This window comes from Streptomyces siamensis (assembly GCF_039543605.1).
GTDB lineage: Bacteria > Actinomycetota > Actinomycetes > Streptomycetales > Streptomycetaceae > Streptomyces > Streptomyces siamensis.
On record NZ_BAABKB010000037.1, the window covers coordinates 70,617 to 89,196 of the forward strand.

General features: G+C 72.3%; 19 protein-coding genes. 8 read left to right on the forward strand and 11 right to left on the reverse strand.

The window, feature by feature from the left end:
* Positions 1 to 245: 245 nt before the first annotated feature.
* The 3 genes from ABEB03_RS36535 to ABEB03_RS36545 form a co-directional block, all read right to left on the reverse strand.
* Positions 246 to 1,067 carry a class I SAM-dependent methyltransferase gene (locus ABEB03_RS36535; protein WP_345657213.1) on the reverse strand — a complete coding sequence of 274 codons (822 nt, stop codon included), beginning with the start codon at positions 1,065 to 1,067 and terminating at the stop codon, positions 246 to 248.
* Between the two features lie 181 nt (positions 1,068 to 1,248).
* On the reverse strand, positions 1,249 to 1,899 hold the full coding sequence (locus ABEB03_RS36540; RefSeq protein WP_345657214.1) for a response regulator transcription factor: 651 nt from the start codon (positions 1,897 to 1,899) through the stop codon (positions 1,249 to 1,251).
* Positions 1,896 to 3,095 (reverse strand): sensor histidine kinase, encoded by a 1,200-nt coding sequence (locus ABEB03_RS36545; RefSeq protein WP_345657252.1) that lies wholly within the window; start codon positions 3,093 to 3,095, stop codon positions 1,896 to 1,898. The genes ABEB03_RS36540 and ABEB03_RS36545 overlap by 4 nt, the downstream gene beginning before the upstream one ends.
* A 721-nt stretch (positions 3,096 to 3,816) precedes the next feature.
* On the opposite strand from ABEB03_RS36545, the gene ABEB03_RS36550 reads away from it, so the two are divergent.
* Both ABEB03_RS36550 and ABEB03_RS36555 read left to right on the forward strand, forming a co-directional pair.
* Positions 3,817 to 4,371, forward strand: coding sequence for a GlcG/HbpS family heme-binding protein (locus tag ABEB03_RS36550; RefSeq protein WP_345657215.1), 555 nt, complete (start codon positions 3,817 to 3,819; stop codon positions 4,369 to 4,371).
* A 159-nt stretch (positions 4,372 to 4,530) separates the two neighbouring features.
* Positions 4,531 to 5,127 (forward strand): ankyrin repeat domain-containing protein, encoded by a 597-nt coding sequence (locus ABEB03_RS36555; protein WP_345657216.1) that lies wholly within the window; start codon positions 4,531 to 4,533, stop codon positions 5,125 to 5,127.
* 151 nt (positions 5,128 to 5,278) lie between these two features.
* On the opposite strand, the gene hemC is transcribed toward ABEB03_RS36555, so the two are convergent.
* Positions 5,279 to 6,214 carry a hydroxymethylbilane synthase gene (gene hemC / locus ABEB03_RS36560; protein ID WP_345657217.1) on the reverse strand — a complete coding sequence of 312 codons (936 nt, stop codon included), beginning with the start codon at positions 6,212 to 6,214 and terminating at the stop codon, positions 5,279 to 5,281.
* Positions 6,215 to 6,682: 468 nt separating this feature from the next.
* On the opposite strand from hemC, the gene ABEB03_RS36565 reads away from it, so the two are divergent.
* Complete coding sequence (locus tag ABEB03_RS36565) at positions 6,683 to 7,165, forward strand: hypothetical protein (protein ID WP_345657218.1); 483 nt, start codon at positions 6,683 to 6,685, stop codon at positions 7,163 to 7,165.
* 167 nt (positions 7,166 to 7,332) lie between these two features.
* Here ABEB03_RS36565 and ABEB03_RS36570 read toward each other — a convergent pair whose 3' ends face one another.
* The 3 genes from ABEB03_RS36570 to ABEB03_RS36580 all read right to left on the reverse strand — a co-directional run bounded on the left by ABEB03_RS36570 (position 7,333) and on the right by ABEB03_RS36580 (position 9,143).
* Positions 7,333 to 8,283, reverse strand: a complete 951-nt coding sequence (locus ABEB03_RS36570; RefSeq protein ID WP_345657219.1) for a hypothetical protein — start codon at positions 8,281 to 8,283, stop codon at positions 7,333 to 7,335.
* Positions 8,273 to 8,860, reverse strand: a complete 588-nt coding sequence (locus tag ABEB03_RS36575) for an RNA polymerase sigma factor (RefSeq protein WP_345657220.1) — start codon at positions 8,858 to 8,860, stop codon at positions 8,273 to 8,275. The genes ABEB03_RS36570 and ABEB03_RS36575 overlap by 11 nt, the downstream gene beginning before the upstream one ends.
* A 100-nt stretch (positions 8,861 to 8,960) precedes the next feature.
* Positions 8,961 to 9,143: a response regulator transcription factor gene (locus tag ABEB03_RS36580; protein WP_345657253.1), complete on the reverse strand. Its 183-nt coding sequence runs from the start codon at positions 9,141 to 9,143 to the stop codon at positions 8,961 to 8,963.
* A 409-nt stretch (positions 9,144 to 9,552) separates the two neighbouring features.
* Between ABEB03_RS36580 and ABEB03_RS36585 the strand changes: the two genes are divergently transcribed.
* The 3 genes from ABEB03_RS36585 to ABEB03_RS36595 all read left to right on the forward strand — a co-directional run bounded on the left by ABEB03_RS36585 (position 9,553) and on the right by ABEB03_RS36595 (position 13,136).
* The gene (locus ABEB03_RS36585; RefSeq protein ID WP_345657221.1) at positions 9,553 to 10,722 is read left to right on the forward strand and encodes a PP2C family protein-serine/threonine phosphatase; all 1,170 of its coding nucleotides are present in this window, start codon (positions 9,553 to 9,555) and stop codon (positions 10,720 to 10,722) included.
* Positions 10,723 to 10,844: 122 nt separating this feature from the next.
* Positions 10,845 to 11,621, forward strand: a complete 777-nt coding sequence (locus ABEB03_RS36590; RefSeq protein WP_345657222.1) for a VOC family protein — start codon at positions 10,845 to 10,847, stop codon at positions 11,619 to 11,621.
* A 348-nt stretch (positions 11,622 to 11,969) separates the two neighbouring features.
* Positions 11,970 to 13,136 carry a S1 family peptidase gene (locus ABEB03_RS36595; protein ID WP_345657223.1) on the forward strand — a complete coding sequence of 389 codons (1,167 nt, stop codon included), beginning with the start codon at positions 11,970 to 11,972 and terminating at the stop codon, positions 13,134 to 13,136.
* Positions 13,137 to 13,269: 133 nt separating this feature from the next.
* Here ABEB03_RS36595 and ABEB03_RS36600 read toward each other — a convergent pair whose 3' ends face one another.
* Entirely contained in the window at positions 13,270 to 14,238 is a 969-nt protein-coding gene (locus tag ABEB03_RS36600; protein ID WP_345657224.1) for an esterase/lipase family protein, read from the reverse strand.
* Positions 14,239 to 14,737: 499 nt separating this feature from the next.
* Here ABEB03_RS36600 and ABEB03_RS36605 point away from each other — a divergent pair, with 499 nt between their 5' ends.
* Complete coding sequence (locus ABEB03_RS36605) at positions 14,738 to 15,880, forward strand: helix-turn-helix domain-containing protein (RefSeq protein WP_345657225.1); 1,143 nt, start codon at positions 14,738 to 14,740, stop codon at positions 15,878 to 15,880.
* A gap of 14 nt (positions 15,881 to 15,894) precedes the next feature.
* Here the strand turns inward: ABEB03_RS36605 and pyrE are convergent, their stop codons facing one another.
* The 3 genes from pyrE to ABEB03_RS36620 all read right to left on the reverse strand — a co-directional run bounded on the left by pyrE (position 15,895) and on the right by ABEB03_RS36620 (position 17,934).
* Complete coding sequence (pyrE, locus tag ABEB03_RS36610; RefSeq protein ID WP_345657226.1) at positions 15,895 to 16,434, reverse strand: orotate phosphoribosyltransferase; 540 nt, start codon at positions 16,432 to 16,434, stop codon at positions 15,895 to 15,897.
* 202 nt (positions 16,435 to 16,636) lie between these two features.
* On the reverse strand, positions 16,637 to 17,425 hold the full coding sequence (locus ABEB03_RS36615; protein ID WP_345657227.1) for an SAM-dependent methyltransferase: 789 nt from the start codon (positions 17,423 to 17,425) through the stop codon (positions 16,637 to 16,639).
* Positions 17,426 to 17,592: 167 nt separating this feature from the next.
* Entirely contained in the window at positions 17,593 to 17,934 is a 342-nt protein-coding gene (locus ABEB03_RS36620; RefSeq protein WP_345657228.1) for a winged helix-turn-helix transcriptional regulator, read from the reverse strand.
* Between the two features lie 39 nt (positions 17,935 to 17,973).
* Here ABEB03_RS36620 and ABEB03_RS36625 point away from each other — a divergent pair, with 39 nt between their 5' ends.
* A complete protein-coding gene (locus tag ABEB03_RS36625) occupies positions 17,974 to 18,534 on the forward strand; it encodes a carboxymuconolactone decarboxylase family protein (RefSeq protein ID WP_345657229.1) in 561 nt (186 codons plus the stop codon).
* Positions 18,535 to 18,580 lie beyond the last annotated feature (46 nt).

Consider the following 18,580-nt stretch of genomic DNA (forward strand, 5'->3'; position numbering starts at 1 on the left):
CCACCCATGGTGTGACCTGCCCCAAGGTGAAGGTCAACAGGCGCCGCACCATGCACACCCGCCGACGCACGCGCACCCGCCGAGGCACTCCCGCACAACGGCTCAGGCACACCGACACACGCGCACCCGCCCGCGCACACACCCAGGCACGCACACCCGCTCGTACACGGACGCGCTCACGCCCGCCCGCGCGCCGACGCAGGTACACCACGTCGGCCACCGCACCGCCCGTGCCCGGCCGGCCCCTAGCGCAGTCGCGCCGTCGCGAGGTGCATCGTGAAGGCGCAGGGGACGATCCCCTGAGGCGTCGTCAACTCCGCCGCCTCGGTGAGGAAGTCCTCGCGCAGACGCTCCACCGTGGTGTGGTCCAGCGGGCCGAGGTCGTAGAGGCCCGACACCGTCTCCCACACCTGCTCCACCGGGCCGCTCAGGTCGATGGCGAAGGTGTCCCATTCCACGGGGGCGAAGCCCGCCGCCCCGAGGACGTCGTCGAGACCCTCGCGCGTGCGAGTCCTTCTGTCTCCCAGTGCCGGGATGTGCCGCGAGGGCGGCAGCTTCTGCATCGTGGAGCGCAACAGCCCGACGAATCGTTCGTACGCCTCGCCACCGACCGCGCCGCCTCCCACCACACAGGCCAGCACACCTCGCGGCGAGAGCACTCGGGCCACCTCCGCCGCGACCTGTTCGATCTCGGCCATGAGCATCAGCGCCATGTGGGAGACACAGGCGTCGAAGCTGTCGTCGGGAAACGGAAGGGCCTGGGCCCGGCCTTCCTCCAGCCGCGCGCCGGACAGGGCCGGCCGCCGTCGGGCGAGCGCCAGCGATTCGGGCGACAGGTCCACCCCGGCGAGTCGCCTGCCGTCGCTCCGGGCCAGCAGTTCCAGGAGCAGGCCGTCGCCGCAGCCGAGGTCCAGCACGCGCCCGCTGTCGGCGACCCGGTCGCACAGGATCTCGTAACTGGACCGGCCGTCCGGAGCACGGCCGCGCCCGAACGCCTCGGCGGTCACCGCCGGACGCTCGGCGTGGAAGGCCTGGAGGAAAGCTTCTTGCGATGCGGTGGTCGTCACGCCCCCAACCTATGGTCCGGGACCGACAGCCCGGGGCCCGACCCCCGTGACGACCCGTCCTGCGGCCCCGTGACGGGGGTCGGGCCCGGTCGCGTGACGGGGCTTGAAAACTCGCCGTCGGCAGGCCACCGGTGACGGCCTCGCTCGAGGCCTCGCCGTCGGCAGGCCACCGGTGACGGCCTCAGGGCAGCAGGCGTTGTTCCTTCGCCACGGCCACGGCGCCGGCCCGCGTGTCGACGCCGAGCTTGTCGTAGATCCGGCCGAGGTGCGTCTTCACCGTCGCCTCGCTGATGAAGAGGGCCTTCGCGATCTCCCGGTTGGCGAGGCCCTGCGCGAGTTGCGCGAGGATGTCCCGCTCACGGTCGGTGAGGGTGGGGCGCGGGCTGCGCATGTTGGCCATCACCCGGCTGGCGACCGGAGCCGAGAGCGTCGTACGGCCCTGCGCGGCGGCCTGGATGGCGGCGAACAGTTCCTCCGGCCGCTCGGCCTTCAGCAGATAGCCCGTCGCCCCCGCCTCGATGGCGCGGGTGATGTCGGCGTCGGTGTCGTACGTGGTGAGGACGAGGACGTGCGGGCGGTCACCAGGAACGGCCGTGAGACGACGGGTGGTCTCGACCCCGTCGATCCCGTCGCCGAGCTGGAGGTCCATCAGCACCACGTCCGGATCGAGCTTCGTCGTCAGGGCGAGCGCCTCCTCACCCGTGCCCGCCTCGCCGACGACCTCGATGTCCGGGGCGCTGCCGAGCAGGGCGAGCAGACCGGCCCGTACGACGGCGTGGTCGTCGCAGAGCAGGATGCGGACGGGGCGGGAGGCGTCGTGCGCGCCGTTCATCGGGGCGGCTCCAGGGGGATCGCGGCGGACAGGACGGTGCCCTCGCCGGGGGCGGATTCGACCGTGAGGGTGCCACCGAGCTGGCCGGCCCGCGCACGCATCGCGGGCAGCCCGTGGCCCCGGACGCCGGGGGCGGACACGGACGCGTCCTCGGGTGCGAAGCCGTGACCGTCGTCGGCGACGTCGAGGACGACCTGGTCCTCCAGGAGCGTGAGGGTGAGCGTGGCCGTACGCGCACCGGAGTGCTCCCGTACGTTGGCCAGGGCGCCCTGGGCGATGCGCAGCAGGGCGGACCGGACCCGCTCCGGAAGGCGGGGCGCGCGACTGCCGTCGTCCACGTGGACGCGGACGGTGAGCCGCTCACCGGACTCACGGGCGGCCAGCGCGCGCAGCGCGTCGTCGAGGCCGCCGCCGCGGGCGAGGTCGGCCGGGGCCAGGTCGTGCACGAAGCGGCGCGCCTCGTCGAGGTTGTGCTGGGTGACGGCCTCGGCCGTCCGCACGTGCGCGCGTGCCCTCGCCGGGTCGGACTCCCAGAGCCGTTCCGCGGCCTGGAGCAGCATCTGCTGGCTCGACAGCCCCTGGGCGAGCGTGTCGTGGATCTCCATCGACAGCCTCTGCCGCTCGGCGAGGGTCCCTCCTCGGCGCTCGGACGCGGCCAGTTCACGGCGGGTGCGGATCAGATCGTCGATGAGGGCGCGCTGGCGGGCGGTCTGCCGCTCCATCTGGAGGAAGACGGCGGTCGCGATCGCGGCGACGGCGGGCGGCGCGAGCAGCAGATTCGGATCGAAGCGGCCCGCGAGACGGAGCTGCGCGGCGACGACGAACACCGTGAGCACGGCGACCAGCACGAGTGCGGGTCTGGTCGGCAGCATGCGCAGCCCGGTGTAGAAGAGCGGCACCGCGCACCAAGCGAAGCTGGGCGCGAGCACCACGAGGACCATCCACACCGCGACGACCACGGCGAGCCGGCCGAGCCACAGTGCGGTGGGCCGCGCGCCCTCGTCGCCCGGGCCGGTGTCCCGGCCAAGCGGCGCCCAGCGCCCCGTCGCCGCGGCGGTTCCGGAGGAGGGGATCGCGTAGAGCAGGGCCAGGACGACGGACAACGCGATGATCCACGGGGTGCGGGGCTCGCCGGGGTGGCGCAGCAGGAACCTGGCGAGCGCGCCGCCGAGCAGCAGGAAGAACGCCACGTGCATCACGGCGCCGAGCCAGGGGCCGTCCGCGTCGTACGTCGGGTCCGGGTGCGCGTACGCCCCAAGGTCCCGGCCTGTTCGGGCGTACGCCGTGTGGTCCCGGCCTGCTCGCGCGAAGGACGCGTGGTCGCGGCCCCCCGTGCGCTTGGAGGACGCCGAGTCCCGGCCCGCCCGCGTGGAGGACGCCTGGTCCGGGCCCGTCCGCGTGGAGGACGCGGAGTCCCGGCCCGTCCGCGTGGAGGACGCGCTGCCCTGGCCCGCCCGCTCGGAGGACGTCTGATCGCGGCCCCCCGCCCGCGTGGAGGACGCCGAGTCCCGGCCCGCCCGCGTGGAGGGCGCCTGGTCCGGGCCCGTCCGCGTGGAGGACGCCCAGTCCCGGCCCGTCCGCGTGGAGGGCGCCTGGTCCGGGCCCGTCCGCGTGGACGGTGTCCGCCGTCGGTCCGTTCGCGATGACGCGGCGCGCGGCGGGTCAGCGCCCGCGCCGGTGTCGTCCCTGCGGTCCGCCTCCGGGTCCACGTCATCCACCTCCTCCACCGCTCCTGCCAGGTCAAACACTCCCATTGTCACCAGTCTCGGCGACCCCGGGGTCATCCGATCGGCTGACCCGGCCGTCGGCCGGTCGGCGGCCGGTCACCAGCCGGAACGCCGACCGGACCGGACCGCGTACGGCACCAGGCTGGAGAGCGGAAGAAGCGATTGCCCTCCGACACCAGGAGTCGACCTCATGAAGAAGCTCTCCCGCCGTGCCCGCATCGCCACCGGCGGTGCCGTGATCGCGGCGGTCGCCGCCGGCACGTTCGGCACGGTCTCCGCGAACGCCTCGGCGCCCGCCTCCCCCGCGGCCGCTCCCGTGGCGAACGTGAAGAGCGGCAGCACCACCACGTCCACCCACCTCACGGTCGACGCCGCCACCAAGGCCGCGCGGGCCGCGCTCGACGCCGCCGAGCGGGAGAACCAGAAGATCACGGTCGCGGTCGTCGACCGCAACGGCAACACCGTCGTCACCCTGCGCGGCGACGGCGCGGGCCCGCAGTCGTACGAGTCCGCGCAGCGCAAGGCGTACACGGCCGTCTCCTGGAACGCGCCCACGTCCGAGCTCGCCAAGCGTCTTGAGCAGGCTCCGAATCTGAAGGACATCCCCGGCACCCTGTTCCTCGGGGGTGGCGTGCCCGTGGCCGCCAAGGGTGCCCCGGTCGCCGGGATCGGTGTCGCCGGTGCGCCGTCCGGCGATCTGGACGAGAAGTTCGCGGCGGCGGGCGCGGCGGCGCTGGGCCACTGATCCGGTGACCGAGCCGCCCTCCGGCGCATGATGACCCCTGCGGCACGAGCCCGTGCCGGCTCACGCCGCGGGGGTCCGAGTGACCCGGGCGGCTCGTCCGAAGGGATCCGTGGACCCTGCCGGTTCGCCCGCAGGTGCAGGAAAGGGAGCACAGCCACCATGAACACGCAGCGACGCGCCCTGCTCGACTCCGCCGGGCAGGGCGACGCCGACTCCGTGCGGGCCGCGCCGGCCGCGGGCGCCGACCCCGAGACCCGCGACGAACACCGCCGTACCCCACTCCTCCTCGCCGCGCTCGGCGACCACGTCACCGCCGCGGAGGTGCTCCTCGCGGCGGGCGCGGACCCGAACGCCCAGGACGACCGCGACGACAGCCCTTGGCTGGTCACCGGGGTGACCGGCAGCGTCGGCATGATGCGCGCCCTGCTCCCGGCGGGCCCCGACCTGAAACTGCGGAACCGCTTCGGTGGCATCGCCCTCATCCCGGCGGCGGAACGCGGTCACGTGGACTACGTACGCGCCGTCCTGCGGGAGACCGACATCGACGTCGACCACGTCAACCGCCTCGGCTGGACGGCCCTGTTGGAGGCCGTGATCCTCGGCGACGGCGGGCGCGCGCACCAGGAGATCGTGGAGCTGCTCGTCACGGCGGGCGCCACGCCGGACCTGCCCGACGGTGACGGCGTGACCGCCCGGGAACACGCCGAGCGACGCGGATTCAGGGAGATCGGCGGTCTGTTGAGAGCCCTGAGGTAGCCCCACGCCGGCCTGCGCGGCGCGGCGGGCGGGCCGGCGCCGGGCGGTCCGGCGTGGCGTTCCGCCCGCCGCGCCGGACGCACTCGCGCCGGCCTCGTGCGGCGTCGGACCGGTGGCCGACAGAGTCAGACCGGTGGGCGACGGAGTCGGTTCAGTGGGCGATGGAGTCGATCAGTTCGCGGGCACCCTGGCGGAGCAGGGCGACGGCGACCGCGGTGCCGAGCGTGGCCGGGTCGAGGGGCCCTGCCCATTCGTGGGCGTTGAGGACGGTCTTGCCGTCGGGCGTGAACACGCAGGCGCGCAGGGACAGATCGCCGTTGCGCTCGGCCTTGGCGTACCCGGCGATGGGCGAGTTGCAGTGTCCCTGGAGCACATGGAGGAACATCCGCTCGGCGGTCGCCTCCCGGTGCGTGTCGGGGTGGCCGAGGGCGCTGACGGTGTCGATCAGTTCGGTGTCGCCCTCCCGGCACTGGAGTGCGAGGATCCCGGCACCGATCGGGGGCATCATCACGTCGGTCGGGAGGATCTCGGTGATCACGTCCTCACGGTCGATGCGTTCGAGCCCGGAGACGGCCAGCAGGAGCGCGTCGGCGTCACCCGCGGCGAGCTTGTCCAGGCGGCGGTTGGCGTTGCCGCGCATCGGGACGCACTCCAGGTGGGGGTAGGACGCGGCGAGTTGGGCGACGCGCCGCACCGACGAGGTTCCGATACGGGTGCCGGCGGGCATTTCGTCGAGGGTGAGGCCGTCCGGGTGCACGAGCGCGTCGCGGATGTCGTCGCGCCGGAGGAAGGCGGCGAAGACCGTGCCCGCCGGGAGCGGGCGGTCGGCGGGTACGTCCTTGACGCAGTGCACCGCGAGGTCCGCCTGTCCGTCCAGCAGCGCGGCATCGACTTCCTTGGTGAAGGCGCCCTTCCCCTCGACCTGGGCGAGATCCCCCATCCACTTGTCGCCGGTGGTCTTCACCGGCACGACCTCGGTGCGGATCGCGGGGTGGAGCACGGCCAGTTCGGCGCGCACGCGTTCCACCTGTGCCAGGGCCATGGGCGAGTCGCGGGAGACGATGCGGATCAGTTCAGGGGCGGACATGCCGTCACGATAGCCAATCGCCCGCCTGCTTCGAGCAGCAACCCCGAAGGCTCATCTCGGATGCGGGAAACGCACGTTGAGGCGCCGGACACATGTACGAGAAGGGGGACGGCCGTGCGAAGGGGCTCGGTCCGCGGCTGCCGGCAGGTCCGGCTTCGGGCGGTTCGAGACCTCCCACCGTCCGGTCGTCGCCGAGTCGTGCAATCCCTACAGGGCTGTTGTCCGTATGCATTGACAGGAGGCGATCCCTCCGAGACGACAGCTCCGCGACGCCGGGCTCCGCGTGGTGATCGGCGCGGGGTGTCCCACGGCGGCGCCCGGCGCGCGGATGCGTCCCGGCCGGCCGGTGCCCGCCCGCGATCCGGCCCGTGCCGCGCTCTGGTCCGCACCGTACCGCGCGGCGATCTCCCGGCCGGGACGCCTTTCCCCCGTGGGCCCTGCCCGTGCCCATGAACACCTGGAGTCGCCATGACGCCCCACAACGCTGCCGAAGCGGTCTTGCGGGGGCTGGGCGTGTGCTGTGCCGTCGCCAACACGGTGCTGCACACGATCCTCGTCCCCGACCATCTGGAGGAGATGTTCTACATCGGCGTCCTGTTCGCCGTGGGCAGTGCCGTCATGCTCGGCGTGGCCGTGGCACTGATCCTGATGAAGCGAGCGCTGATCGCCTGGCTGACCGGGGCGCTCGTCAGCCTCGGCATGATCGTCGGCTTCGTGCTGTCGCGCACCGTCGGCCTGCCGGGCGGCTATTACGAGCCCGGTTGGGAAGCGCCCTACGGCCCCCTGTCCGTGCTTGTCGAGGGACTCTTCGTCCTGGCCTTCCTCGTCTGGCTCGGCAACAGGACCGCATACGGCGCCGTGCCCAGGCTGCCGCGCAGGACGGCCCACGAGCCGGCACCTGCCGAACGAGACCTGTCGGGCGCCGGGCGAGACCTGTCGAAACACGTATGAGGGCCTGCCCGACGCAACAGGTGTGAGGGCCTGCCCGACGAACGTGTCGCGGGAAGAGATGTGACCACGACCGGCGAAGGCGGGCCGAGCGGACCGGTGACCGGGGGAGGCGGTCCGCTCCGCCGTGCGCTTGCCGGCCGAACCCGCGGATCACTCCAGGTGGCTCGCTACTCCAGGTGGCTCGCTACGGAGCCTGCGGACGACTCCTGGCCGCCCCCCACGTCGCCGGCGCCGAGGTGTGCCGACGCGAGCACGGTGCCGTCGGGCGTCGCGACCCGGGCGCCGGAGACCGCCGAGGGGTCGACTCGGGCCTGGCTCCCCCAGGATCCACGGCCGTCGCGCAAGGTGAAGGTGCCCACGCGAACCGTACTGCCGTCCTTGTGCTCCAACAGGCAGACGATCTTGCCGCTGAAGGGGTTGCCCGCCCCGGCGAGGTCGACGGTCATGTAGACCCAGCCCTCGGGGTCGGTGTGTGCGTAGACCTCGCCGCTGGGCTTGTTCCGGGCGACGGTCGAGATCAGGTCGCCGGAGAGCATTTCCTTGTCGGTGCCGGCGGACGTGGCGGCGGGTCCGGCCACGACGTTCTCGATGGCCGTACCGGCGGCCCAGCCGCCGAAACCGACCGCGACGAGAACCGCGGCCGCGACGGCGGCGACCCGAGGACGCATCCGTCCGCGCCTGCCCCTGCGCCCGGCCGAGTACGCGCCGGGACGCGGGTGCGTCTCGCGCGGTGCCCTCTCGCGCGGTGTCCTCTCGCGCGGTGTCCTCTCGCGCGCCGAGGTCTCGGGCACGGACGTCTCATGCACGGACGTCTCGTGCGCCGCCTCGCGTGCCGTCGGCCCGCGCAGGTGGGCCCCGTGCCAGCGGGCCTCGCGCACGGGCTTCTCCTGCGTCAGCGACTGCGCCACCCGGGCCTCGAACCCGACCGGGGGTTCGCTGCCCGGAAGCAGCCCGATGAGGCCGTCCCCCACGAGGGTGAGCTGCTCGACGTACTCCCGGCAGCCCGCGCACTCGTCGAGGTGGGCGACCGCGCCGGCCCGCTCCCGGCCGGGCAGCACGCCAAGCGCCAGTTCGGCGCCGACCTCCCGCACCTTCTCGCAGGTCACTTCACTGGACATGGTCGCCTCGTTTCGGAGACGCAAGCGTCGTGCGCAGCTTGCCCATCGCTGTCCTTATGCGCGTCTTCGCGGTGCCCAGCGGGATCTTCTCCGAGTCGGCGACCTGCTGGGCGGTCATGCCGTAGATGCCCGCCATCACCAGGGCACGGCCCTGCTCGGGCGGCAGCTGCGCGACGGCCGCGCGCAGTCGGGCGGAGGCCTCGTCGGCCAGCGCGTGCTGCTCCGGAGTGTCGCTGACCACGTCGAGGATCGCTTCGAGATCCTCGGGCGCCACCGGCTCCAGCCGTCGCGACCGGACGGCGTCGATGGCGAGGTTGTGGGCGATGGCCGTCAGCCAGGTCTTCACCGAACCGCGACGCGCGTCGTACATCTGCGCGTGGCGCCACGCCCGCTCGAACGTCTGCTGAGCGATGTCCTCGGCGAGCTGCGGATCACCCGTGACGGCGATGGCGACACCGAAGACCGTGTGCTGGAACCTTCGTACGAAGGTGACCGCGAGCTCCGGATCACCGCCGGCCAGCCCGGACAACAGTGCTTCGTCCGGAAGACGGCCCACCGGGAACCTGAATCTCGTCACATCCGTATATACGGTCCGCCCGCGCCTGGGGATTGCCCGTCCGCCGCGGAAACGGAAGGCCATACTCCGATTCTCTCTCCGCGGCTCGGCCGCGCGGCCGTCACAGGCCGAGGGAGATGGCCAGTCGGGTCATCTCGGCGGTGGTGGTGATGTTGAGCTTGGCGCGGATCCGGCGCAGGTAGGCGTCGACCGTGTGCTTGGACAGTCCCATCTGGCGTGCCGCCTGCAGGTAGGTGCAGCCGGCGGCGATATGTCGCAGGGTCTCGCGTTCGCGCGGGGCCAGTNTTCTCGGCGGACGGGACGGACGGGGTGGTCGGGGCGGTGGGGGTGGAGATCGGGGCGGTGAGGGCGGGGTTCATGGGGATGTCCTTCTCTGTCGACGGGTCGGCCGGGTCGTCACTGCCCACACCCTCGGAAGCAGTAGACAAATGCCCGATTAAGGCGTTTTGTCCTGGTTCAAAAAGACTGACTCGGCGACGTCATCACCACGTCCGCCGACTGTCACGGGCGTGTCACAGGCCACATCCGGCCACCCGACATCGCCTCGCCGGACCGTCGCCGCCAGAGCCCCCGGAGAACCGGCCCCCCGTCGCGCACACCACGCCCTCCCGGGCCCGCGACCGCCCCCGCCGCAGGTGCCACCCTCCTTGACGACGGGCGACAGTCCGGTTAATTCGGGGCAAAATGGGCGTGTGGACATCCGGCGCGTGTCAGTGGACCACCTCGCCGATCAGCCGCCGGGCCGCGGGTGGGTGTCGATTCCCCTCGCCCTGATCGTCGTCATCACGGTTGTGGACGTCCACTCCCCCACCGACATCCACCTCGGTCCGCTGCTGGTCATCGCACCGGCCCTCACCGCCTCGCTCGCCGGACCGAAAGTCACCGCCCTCGTCGGAGCGCTCGCGGTGATCGCGCAGATCGTCATCGCCGCCCTCCACGGAGGCCTGATGACGGCGAACCACATCGCGCAGATCATCGCCCTGACCGTGCTCTCCGCCCTGGTCGTCCTCGTCTGCTTCCTGCGCGAACGCCGCGCTCGGCAGCTGAGCCGGGCACGCTCGGTGGCCGAGACCGCGCAACGCGTCCTCCTGCGGCCGCCGCCCCGCCGCGTCGGCCCCCTGCGCGTGGCGTGGCTGTACCTCGCGGCCGAGGACGAAGCGCGCATCGGCGGCGACCTGTTCGCGGTCACCCGCGCCGCCGGCTCCGCCACCCGCGTCATCATCGGCGACGTCCGCGGAAAGGGCCTCGCCTCCATCGCCGAGGCGTCCGTGCTGCTGGGCGCCTTCCGCGAGGGCGCCCACCGCTATGCGACCCTGCCCGAACTGACCTCCGCACTCGAAGTGAGCGTCTGCCGGGGCATGGACGAGGTCGCCGACAACGCGCTCGACCCCGGCGAACACTTCATCACCGCTCTCGTCCTCGACATCCCCGACGACGGCCCCCAGCCCATGCTGATCAACTGCGGTCATCCGCCTCCCCTGTTGCTCCAGGACGGAGCGGTCACGGTCCTGCACGCGCGCAGTCCGGTGCCGCCCCTCGGCATGTGCGAACTGCCGGCCACCAGCCACCACCCCGAACCCTTCGAGCTGGGAACCGGCGACACCCTCGTCCTCTACACCGACGGCGTCATCGAGGCCCGCTCCCCGAGCGGGGCCTTCTATCCGCTGGCCGAGCGGGTCGCGGCCTTCGCCACCGAGCACCCCGAAGCCCTTCTGCAACGCATCCACGAGGACCTCGTCGACCACGTCGGCCACCGCCCCACCGACGACGCCGCCCTCCTGGTCATCCAGCGTGCCCCGGTGCACCATCGCCGCCACCTCGCGGCCCACCACGACGGTCACCCCCAGGGCCGCCCTGCGTGATCCGCACCCGCACGGTCCCGCCCGGGTGAACTCCCCCGGGACATCGCGACAGGTACGCCGGACAGCGCCCGCCGAGGCGGCATAGTGACCAGGTCCGCACCCGGCACCGCAGGAGGCACGACATGCTCGGCACCGACTTCCGCACCGGCTCGCCCAACTGGATCGACCTCGGCAGCCCGGACACGGACACGGCCGCGGCCTTCTACGCGTCGGTGTTCGGGTGGCAGTACGTGTCGGCCGGTCCCGACGCGGGCGGTTACGGGTTCTTCCAGAAGGGTGGCAGGACCGTCGGCGCACTCGGGCGACTGACCGAGGAGGGAGCACGGCCCGCCTGGACGACGTACTTCCACAGCGACGACGTCCAGGCCACCGCCCGTGACGTGGTCACCGGCGGCGGGACCGTGCGGGTCGAGCCTGCGCACATGGGTGAGGCGTCGTTCGCCCAGTTCACCGATCCCCAGGGCGCGGAGTTCGCCGTGCTGCAACCCGGCACGGGCGGCTTGGAGACGACGTCCGAGGACGACACCCTGGTGTGGGTCGAGCTGCACGTGGGCGACCCGGTAGCCGCGATCCGCTTCTACGACGGGTTGTTCGGCTGGCGCTCCCTGGAGATGCAGGCGCCCGGCATGACCTACCGGGTGTTGAGCATCCGGGACGGCGACCAGCAGGACGGGGCCTTCGGCGGCGTGGCCCCGCTCCGGTCGGATCAGGAGGAGGCCCGCTGGGTCCCGTACTTCGCGGTGGCCGACGCCGACGCCACCGTCGCCGCGGTGCGGGAGAACGGCGGTGCGGTCCTCATGCCGGCCGCGGACGTCCCGGAGGTCGGGCGGATCGCCTGGCTGGCGGACCCGAGCCAGGCGGTGTTCGCCGTCCTGAAGCCGAACCCGCGCCAGAGCTGAACGCCACGCGGCGTCTGCGCGACCGCGCGCCGGGCGAACCCGTCCGTGCGCCCTTGCCCGGTCCGCCGCGAACGGCCATGCCCGGTCCGCCGCGGACGCCCATGCCCGGTCCGGCGCGGACGCACTGCCTGGGGTTCGGGGCGAACCGGCAGAGTCCCGCCCGTGATCCGTACGGCCCCGCGCCCGAAGGGTGGAGATCACACAGTGTCAGCTCCGGGACAATTGAGCCTCGCATTGGCATGGACCTGTCCATGATCACCCATTTGGCTCTGCCGCGGCACCAGACTGAGAGCGCTCTCAGGGCTCTGTTCCACCCCCACCCAGATGGAACGACGAAGGGCAACCCCCATGAGACGCACCACCTCCACGCTCGCAGGCCTCGCCGCACTGCTCACGCTCGGCACCTGCGTCACCACGGGCACCCTGCCCGCCTCGGCGAGCGACTCCCCGATACGCGGCCGGTCGGCCGAGGCCCCCGCCTCCGCCGCCCTCCTCTCGGCCATGCAGCGGGATCTGCACCTGTCGAAGACCGAGGCCACCGCACGGCTGGCCGCCGAGCAGCGCGCCACCGCCGCGGAACCGAAGGCCCGTCGAGCCGCTCAGACCTCCTTCGGCGGCTCCTGGTTCGACGCCACCGACGGTCGGCTGACCGTCGGCGTCACCTCCGACGCGTCCCCCGCGACACGACGGGCGATACAGGCCACCGGAGCGACGGTCCGCACCGTGGCGCACACCGCTCGGCAGCTCGACGCCGCCAAAGCACGCATCGACGAGCTGTCCGCACCGGCGGGCGTCGGCAGCTGGCACGTCGACCCGAGGGCCGGCACCGTGATCGTGAACGTCGCCCGGAGCACGTGGGCTGACAACGATGTCCAGCGCTTCCTCGCAAAGGCTCGCAAGGCCGGCCCCGTCACCGTCGAGCAGACCGCGGGCGCCCCACGGACCCTCGCGGCAGGAACGGTGGGCGGCGACCCGTACTACACCGGCAACGTCCGCTGCTCCATCGGCTTCTCCGTGTACGGCGGGTTCGTCACCGCGGGGCACTGCGGACAGCCCGGCGCCGGTGTCAGCGGCTGGGACAGGTCCTACATCGGCAACTTCCAGGGCTCGTCGTTCCCGGACAACGACTACGCCTGGGTCAACGTCGGCAGCGGCTGGTGGACGGTCCCCGTCGTCCTCGGCTGGGGAACGGTCTCCGACCAGCTCGTGCGCGGTTCGGCGGAGGCCCCCGTCGGCGCCTCCATCTGCCGCTCGGGATCGACCTCGCACTGGCACTGCGGCACGGTGCTCGCCAAGAACGAGACCGTCAACTACAGCCAGGGGGCGGTCCATCAGATGACCAAGACCAACGTATGCGCCGAACCCGGCGACTCCGGGGGCTCGTTCATCAGCGGTGACCAGGCCCAAGGGGTCACCTCCGGCGGCTGGGGCAACTGCTCCAGCGGGGGCGAGACCTGGTTCCAGCCCGTCAACGAGATCCTCAACCGGTACGGTCTGACGCTCCACACGGCCTGACCTCCCCGCAAGGCGGCGGGCCCTGCCGGCTCTCCACGGCAGGGCCCGCCGCACTGTGCGAGGCGGCCTCGCCTCGATGCCTCGCACAGTGTCCGCGGGGGGGGCGGGCCGGCGTGTGAACAGGCCCGTGATGTCAGTCCGTCGGGACGACCGGGCCGGTCAGGGGCAGAACGACCTGGCACGGCACCTTGCGGGGGTGCGACGGGTCGAGCGCGTTGAGGACGTGTGTCAGGGTGACCGGATCGTAGGGCGCCTCCAGGTGATCCGTGCCGTCCAGGAGGCAGGTGTCCTGGACTTCGATGTTCTTCACCGACGCGCCGGGACCGGCGGTCAGATACGCGTTGGTGTACGGGGTGACGACCTCGTCGAACCTGGTCGCGACGACTGTGTAGTCGACGCCGGGCACCGTGTCCCCGCCCGCGTCGAGCCGGCGGTTGAAGTCCGAGCCGACCTCCTGCTCCACGAGCGAGGGGTAGTCGTCGTCCAGCAGGTCGTTGATCGGTTCCAGCGCGTGCAGTGCGCGCCCGAGCTCGGTCAGTCCGTCCAGCGTGGTGCCGTGGTTGGACGGGTTGATGCCGATGAGCTTGTCCACCTTGCCCGCGGCACCGGGGAAGTTCTTCAGGTAGTAGCGGGGTACGGGTCCGCCGCCCTGCGAGTGGCCCACGATGTCCACCTCGGCGGCGCCCGTCGCCGCCCGGACCCGGTCCACGAACGCCGCGAGGGCGCCTGCGCTGTCGGCCATGTGGCCGACGGCCTGGACCGGGGCGGTGGGAGAGGATCCGCCGTGGTTGAACGCGAAGACGCAGTAACCGTTGTTGGCGAGCAGCGGGGACGCTCCGCGCCAGATGTCGTTCATGTTCTCCAGCGTGCCGTGCACCAGGACGACCGGTTCGGGGTGCCGGGCGGTCGGCCGGCAGTTCCAGTCGTTCGCGCCGGGGGGCGCCTCACCGGCCTTGAAAAAGCCTTTCAGGAACCCGGCGGCGAAGCTGTATTCGACGTCCTGAGGATCAGCTGCCGCATAGCCTGTGCCGCTGCTCGCGGCGAAGAGTCCGGTCGCCGCGGTCACAGCGACCAGGGCACTGCGGAATGCCTTGCTTCTCATTTCCAGTACCGTCCCATGTTCTGGAATTGCGGTGCGGTCGGAAGCGAAAGTAGGAGAGGCCGGAATGGCTGGCAACGGACGCCGCGGATACGCGGTCCGGTCACTCAGGGCGGTATCACCTCTGAAGTACAAGGGCCGGGAAACCACTCACTCAAGTGCGCGCTTCGGGGACGACCAAGCTGACGAGCTGCGGTAAACCCCTGAGGACAGGTCAACTAACAGTGTTAGTTGATCTTTGCCAAATCTCTTGACCCGCCGGTAACTTAGGCTCATAATCCGCAGGATGACAACGACCGGGAGGGCCGCGGCCAGGGCGGGACCCAGCACCGGCGGGGAGCCGCGCGGTGGACCGTGGGTCTCTCTTCCGCGACGTCTCGGCGCCGAACTCCAGAAAGAGAACCGCACGGTCGCGGCAGAAATAATTCACGAGATCAGATCTCAGATTCCCCAGTTCTCCCGTCCACTGTCCGGGCAATTCGGGGCCTCGATCCAGCAGGGCGTGGAAACCGCTCTCGCGGAATTCGCCGACCGGGTGACCGCGGCGGGCGGCCCCCTGGAGGCCGCCCGTACCCCCGTCTACCGCGCGCTCGGGCGCGGAGAACTGGTCGAGGGCCGCAGCCTCGACGCGCTCCAGGCCGCCTACCGGCTCGGCGCGCGTGTCGCCTGGCGCCGGTACGCGCGCGTCGCCCGTCGGCTGGCCCTCGGCACCGAGGCGGTCGCCCTGCTGGCCGATGCCGTCTTCACGCACATCGACGAGATCGCCGCGGTCTCGGTCCAGGCCTACGCGGACGCCCAGGCGGACGCCGCGGGGACCGCGGGGCGCCGCCGGCACCGCCTCCTGATCCTGCTCACCGGTGGCAGCAGTCCCGACCTCGAGACCCTGCGCCGTGCGGCCGCCGACGCCGACTGGCCCCTGCCCGACATGGTCGCCGCCGTCGCGCTCGGCCCCATGCCCGAGCCCGGCCGCGGAACACCTCCCGCGACCTTCGCGCCCCTTTCCGGGGCCGGGGCATGGGACACGACGGTGCCGAGTCGCGCCGCATCAGCGTCCCCTGACGGCCCGTCGACGTCGTTCCGCCGGCACCGCCTGCCCGAGCCGGTACTCGCCGATCTCGAGGGGACCTCCCCCTGCCTGGTCGTCCCGACCCCGCATCTCCTCTTCGCCGACCCGCGCCTTCAGCATCTGCTGCGGGAGACCGGAGCCGTCGTCGGCCCCGCCGTACCCCCGTCCCAGGCCGCGGACTCCTTGCGCTGGGCCCGCACCCTGCGCAAAGCGGGCGCCGTGCCGGCGCCGGGCGCTCCGCCGGTCACCGCACCCTCCCTCGCCGAGCTGCTCCTTCTGGCGGATCCCGCGCTGGTACGTCTGATGGCCGCCCGCCGGCTCAAGCCCCTGGCGTCCCTCACCCTCAAGCAGCGCGACCGGCTCGCCTCCACTCTGCTGGCCTGCCTCCAGACCCCGCACGGCACCGCGCCGGAGATCGCCGCGCGCCTGGGGATCCATCCCCAGACCGCCCGTCAGCGTCTCCACCAGGTCCACCGTCTGTTCGGTGACGCCCTCGCCGATCCCGACGCCCGCTTCGAGATCGAGGCCGCGCTCCGGGCCGTGCTCGGCCGCGGCGCGCCGGACCCTGACGGCGGCTGAGAACGCGGCTCGTCTCACGGGCAGTCGGAGACGGCGTCCCGCAGATCGGTGGCGGTCAGCAGGGAGATGAGCTCGATGTCCTCGGCGGCGAGGGCATCGGTCCCGCCCTGCTCGCGGTCGATCACGCACAGAGCCGCGCCGACCTCCGCGCCCAGGGCTCGCAGGTCGGCGGTCGACAGCACGATCTGTCCGCCGCTGGTGACGACGTCCTCGACCACCAGCACCTTGCGCCCGGCCACCTCCGCGCCCTCGGCGAGACGGCAAGTGCCGTACGGCTTGGCCTGCTTGCGGACGAACGCGCACGGCAGTCCCGTGTGCCGGCCCAGTGCGGTGACGACGGGGATACCGCCCATCTCCAGCCCGGCCAGCACCTCGGTGCCGGCCGGCACCAGGGAGGCCATCGCGCGGGCCGTCTCGTCGAGGAGTACCGGGTCGCCCTCGAAGCGGTATTTGTCGAAGTACTCCGCCGCGGTGCGGCCCGAGCGCAGAGTGAACTGCCCGGTCAGGTGGGAGACGGCATGGATACGGCGAGCAAGATCGGAATGTGTGGTCACAGGGTCTCAGTCTCCCAGACCTCGCCGCCGGACCTTCTCGGGGGTGAACAACTCCGACCTGGAGTCCTGTTGAGGCCGCGACGGGTCGGGCCGGGCCCCTCCGCGCGCCCCGCTCGTCGCGGTGCGCGCCTGTTCCTGGCCGTGCGCACGCGCTCATGGCCGTGCGCGCGCGTTCGTCGTGATGCGCGCGGAGCGGCGACCCTCAGCGGACGCGCGCCACGCCGGCGTAGATGCCGCTCCCCTCGGGCGACGGCGACGGGGTGCTCTTGAACCACTCCGGGGCCGTCACCAGGCCCGGGTCGACGAGGTCCAGGCCGTCGAAGAACCGGTCGACCTCGGGGCGGGTGCGGAAGCCGAGCCGGATGCCGCCCTTCGCGTACTCGGCGGTGACCTGCTCAGCGAGCTCCGGGTAGAGATCCGACGCCGCGTGGGAGAGCACCAGGTGGCTGCCGGGCGGCAGGGCGGCGAGCAGATCGCTCACGATGCCGTACGGGTCCTGGTCGTCGGGGATGAAGTGCATCAGCGCGATCAGGGACAGGGCGATGGGGCGCCCGAAGTCGAGTACGCCCCGGGCGTGTTCGAGTATCTCGCGCGGCTTGCGGACGTCCGCCTGGATGTAGTCGGTGGCCCCCTCCGGGCGGCTGACCAGCAGGGCCTCCGCGTGCCGCAGCACGATCGGGTCGTTGTCCGTGTAGACGACCTTCGCGGTCGGCGCGAGTCGCTGGACTATCTGGTGGAGGTTGGGCTCGGTGGGGATGCCCGTGCCGATGTCGAGGAACTGGTCGATGCCCTCTCCGGCGAGCCAGGCGGCGGCCCGGTGCATGAACTCGCGGTTCTGCCGGGCCGCGTCGCGTGCCTCGGCCGGGAGCTTCTCGGCCACCGCCTCGTCGACGGGGTAGTTGTCCTTGCCGCCCAGGAGCCAGTCGTACACCCTCGCGGGGTGCGCCTTGCTCGTGTCGATCTGCTGGGGGCTGGGGGTGCCGGTCGTCATGGCGGACTCCGTCGCGCGAGGTGACCTGGGGTGCTGACGATCATCGAGTCTCGCACATCATGTCGCCTTGCGGAGCACGGGAGTTGGCGGGCGCGACAGCGCGTCCTCGACCCAGGCACACACCGGCACACCGGCACACCGCCATCGATGCCGATGTCCGCCGGGGCTCAGTCGTGCGTCGGCCTGGGGCGCCAGTCCGCGGCCCAGGCGTCGAGCGGCGCGAGTCGTTCGAGCAGGGCCGTGCCCTGTCCGGTGAGCACATAGCCCTCGCCCGTGTGCTCGACGAGGTCCGCCTCCGCGAGCTCACGGAGCCTGTCCGCCAGGACACTTGACGACACCCCGTCGCAACGCTGCTGGAGCTGCCGGAAGGTCGGCGCGGAGCCGTCCCGCAGCTCCCACAGGACGCGCAGCACCCAGCGCCGCCCCAGGAGATCGAGCAGCGCCATGATCGGGCGCCCGGTGTGTGAGCCGCGGACCCGTCGGCCGGGCAGCGGGGTCGGTCGCGTCATCTGCTTCCCTTTCCGAAGCGCCGACACTAGCATCCCGTCATGCCTCTGAATTCGAAGCACTCGCGTATCGAACCCCTCGCGCCGCCTTACGACGAGGAGACCGCGGCGGCGCTCGACCTCCTCGGGCCGCCGATCCAGTTGTTCCGGGTCTGGGCCCGGCGCCCCGAACTCGCCCGCGGTGTCGCGGGCTGGGGCCGCTACTACTTCTCGCGGCTCTCCGCCCTCACCGTCCGCCGCCGCGAGCTGGTCATCGACCGGACGACCGCGCTGTGCGGCGCCGACTACGAATGGGGCGTCCACGTGGCCGCGTTCGCCGGGAAGGCGGGTCTCGACGCGGAGCAACTCGCGTCGCTGGCCTCCGGAATGCCGGCCGACGACTGCTGGGACGCGGACGACCGGGCCGTGCTGGAGGCGGTCGACGAGCTCCACCGGACGTACGACCTCTGCGACCGGACCTGGGCGTCACTGGTCGCGGTCGCGGGCGAGGACGCGGCACTCGAAGTGGTTCTGATCTGCGGGTGGTACCACGCCGTCTCGTTCGCGGTCCGGGCCCTGCGGCTGCCTCTTGAGCCCGGCACCGGGCGGATCGGTGCGCCGTGACAGTTCCGTCGGCCGACGGCAGCGCCGCCGTTCCGGTGGAAGGACG

What these genes read in the sequence shown, in the direction of transcription:
- ABEB03_RS36540 (WP_345657214.1), bottom strand. Translation starts at nt 1,899, where the DNA reads ATGAACGGCGCGCACGACGCCTCCCGCCCCGTCCGCATCCTGCTCTGC.
- ABEB03_RS36545 (WP_345657252.1), bottom strand. Translation starts at nt 3,095, where the DNA reads ATGCACGTGGCGTTCTTCCTGCTGCTCGGCGGCGCGCTCGCCAGGTTC.
- ABEB03_RS36550 (WP_345657215.1), top strand. Translation starts at nt 3,817, where the DNA reads ATGAAGAAGCTCTCCCGCCGTGCCCGCATCGCCACCGGCGGTGCCGTG.
- ABEB03_RS36555 (WP_345657216.1), top strand. Translation starts at nt 4,531, where the DNA reads ATGAACACGCAGCGACGCGCCCTGCTCGACTCCGCCGGGCAGGGCGAC.
- hemC (WP_345657217.1), bottom strand. Translation starts at nt 6,214, where the DNA reads ATGTCCGCCCCTGAACTGATCCGCATCGTCTCCCGCGACTCGCCCATG.
- ABEB03_RS36565 (WP_345657218.1), top strand. Translation starts at nt 6,683, where the DNA reads ATGACGCCCCACAACGCTGCCGAAGCGGTCTTGCGGGGGCTGGGCGTG.
- ABEB03_RS36570 (WP_345657219.1), bottom strand. Translation starts at nt 8,283, where the DNA reads ATGTCCAGTGAAGTGACCTGCGAGAAGGTGCGGGAGGTCGGCGCCGAA.
- ABEB03_RS36590 (WP_345657222.1), top strand. Translation starts at nt 10,845, where the DNA reads ATGCTCGGCACCGACTTCCGCACCGGCTCGCCCAACTGGATCGACCTC.
- ABEB03_RS36595 (WP_345657223.1), top strand. Translation starts at nt 11,970, where the DNA reads ATGAGACGCACCACCTCCACGCTCGCAGGCCTCGCCGCACTGCTCACG.
- ABEB03_RS36600 (WP_345657224.1), bottom strand. Translation starts at nt 14,238, where the DNA reads ATGAGAAGCAAGGCATTCCGCAGTGCCCTGGTCGCTGTGACCGCGGCG.
- ABEB03_RS36615 (WP_345657227.1), bottom strand. Translation starts at nt 17,425, where the DNA reads ATGACGACCGGCACCCCCAGCCCCCAGCAGATCGACACGAGCAAGGCG.
- ABEB03_RS36620 (WP_345657228.1), bottom strand. Translation starts at nt 17,934, where the DNA reads ATGACGCGACCGACCCCGCTGCCCGGCCGACGGGTCCGCGGCTCACAC.
- ABEB03_RS36625 (WP_345657229.1), top strand. Translation starts at nt 17,974, where the DNA reads ATGCCTCTGAATTCGAAGCACTCGCGTATCGAACCCCTCGCGCCGCCT.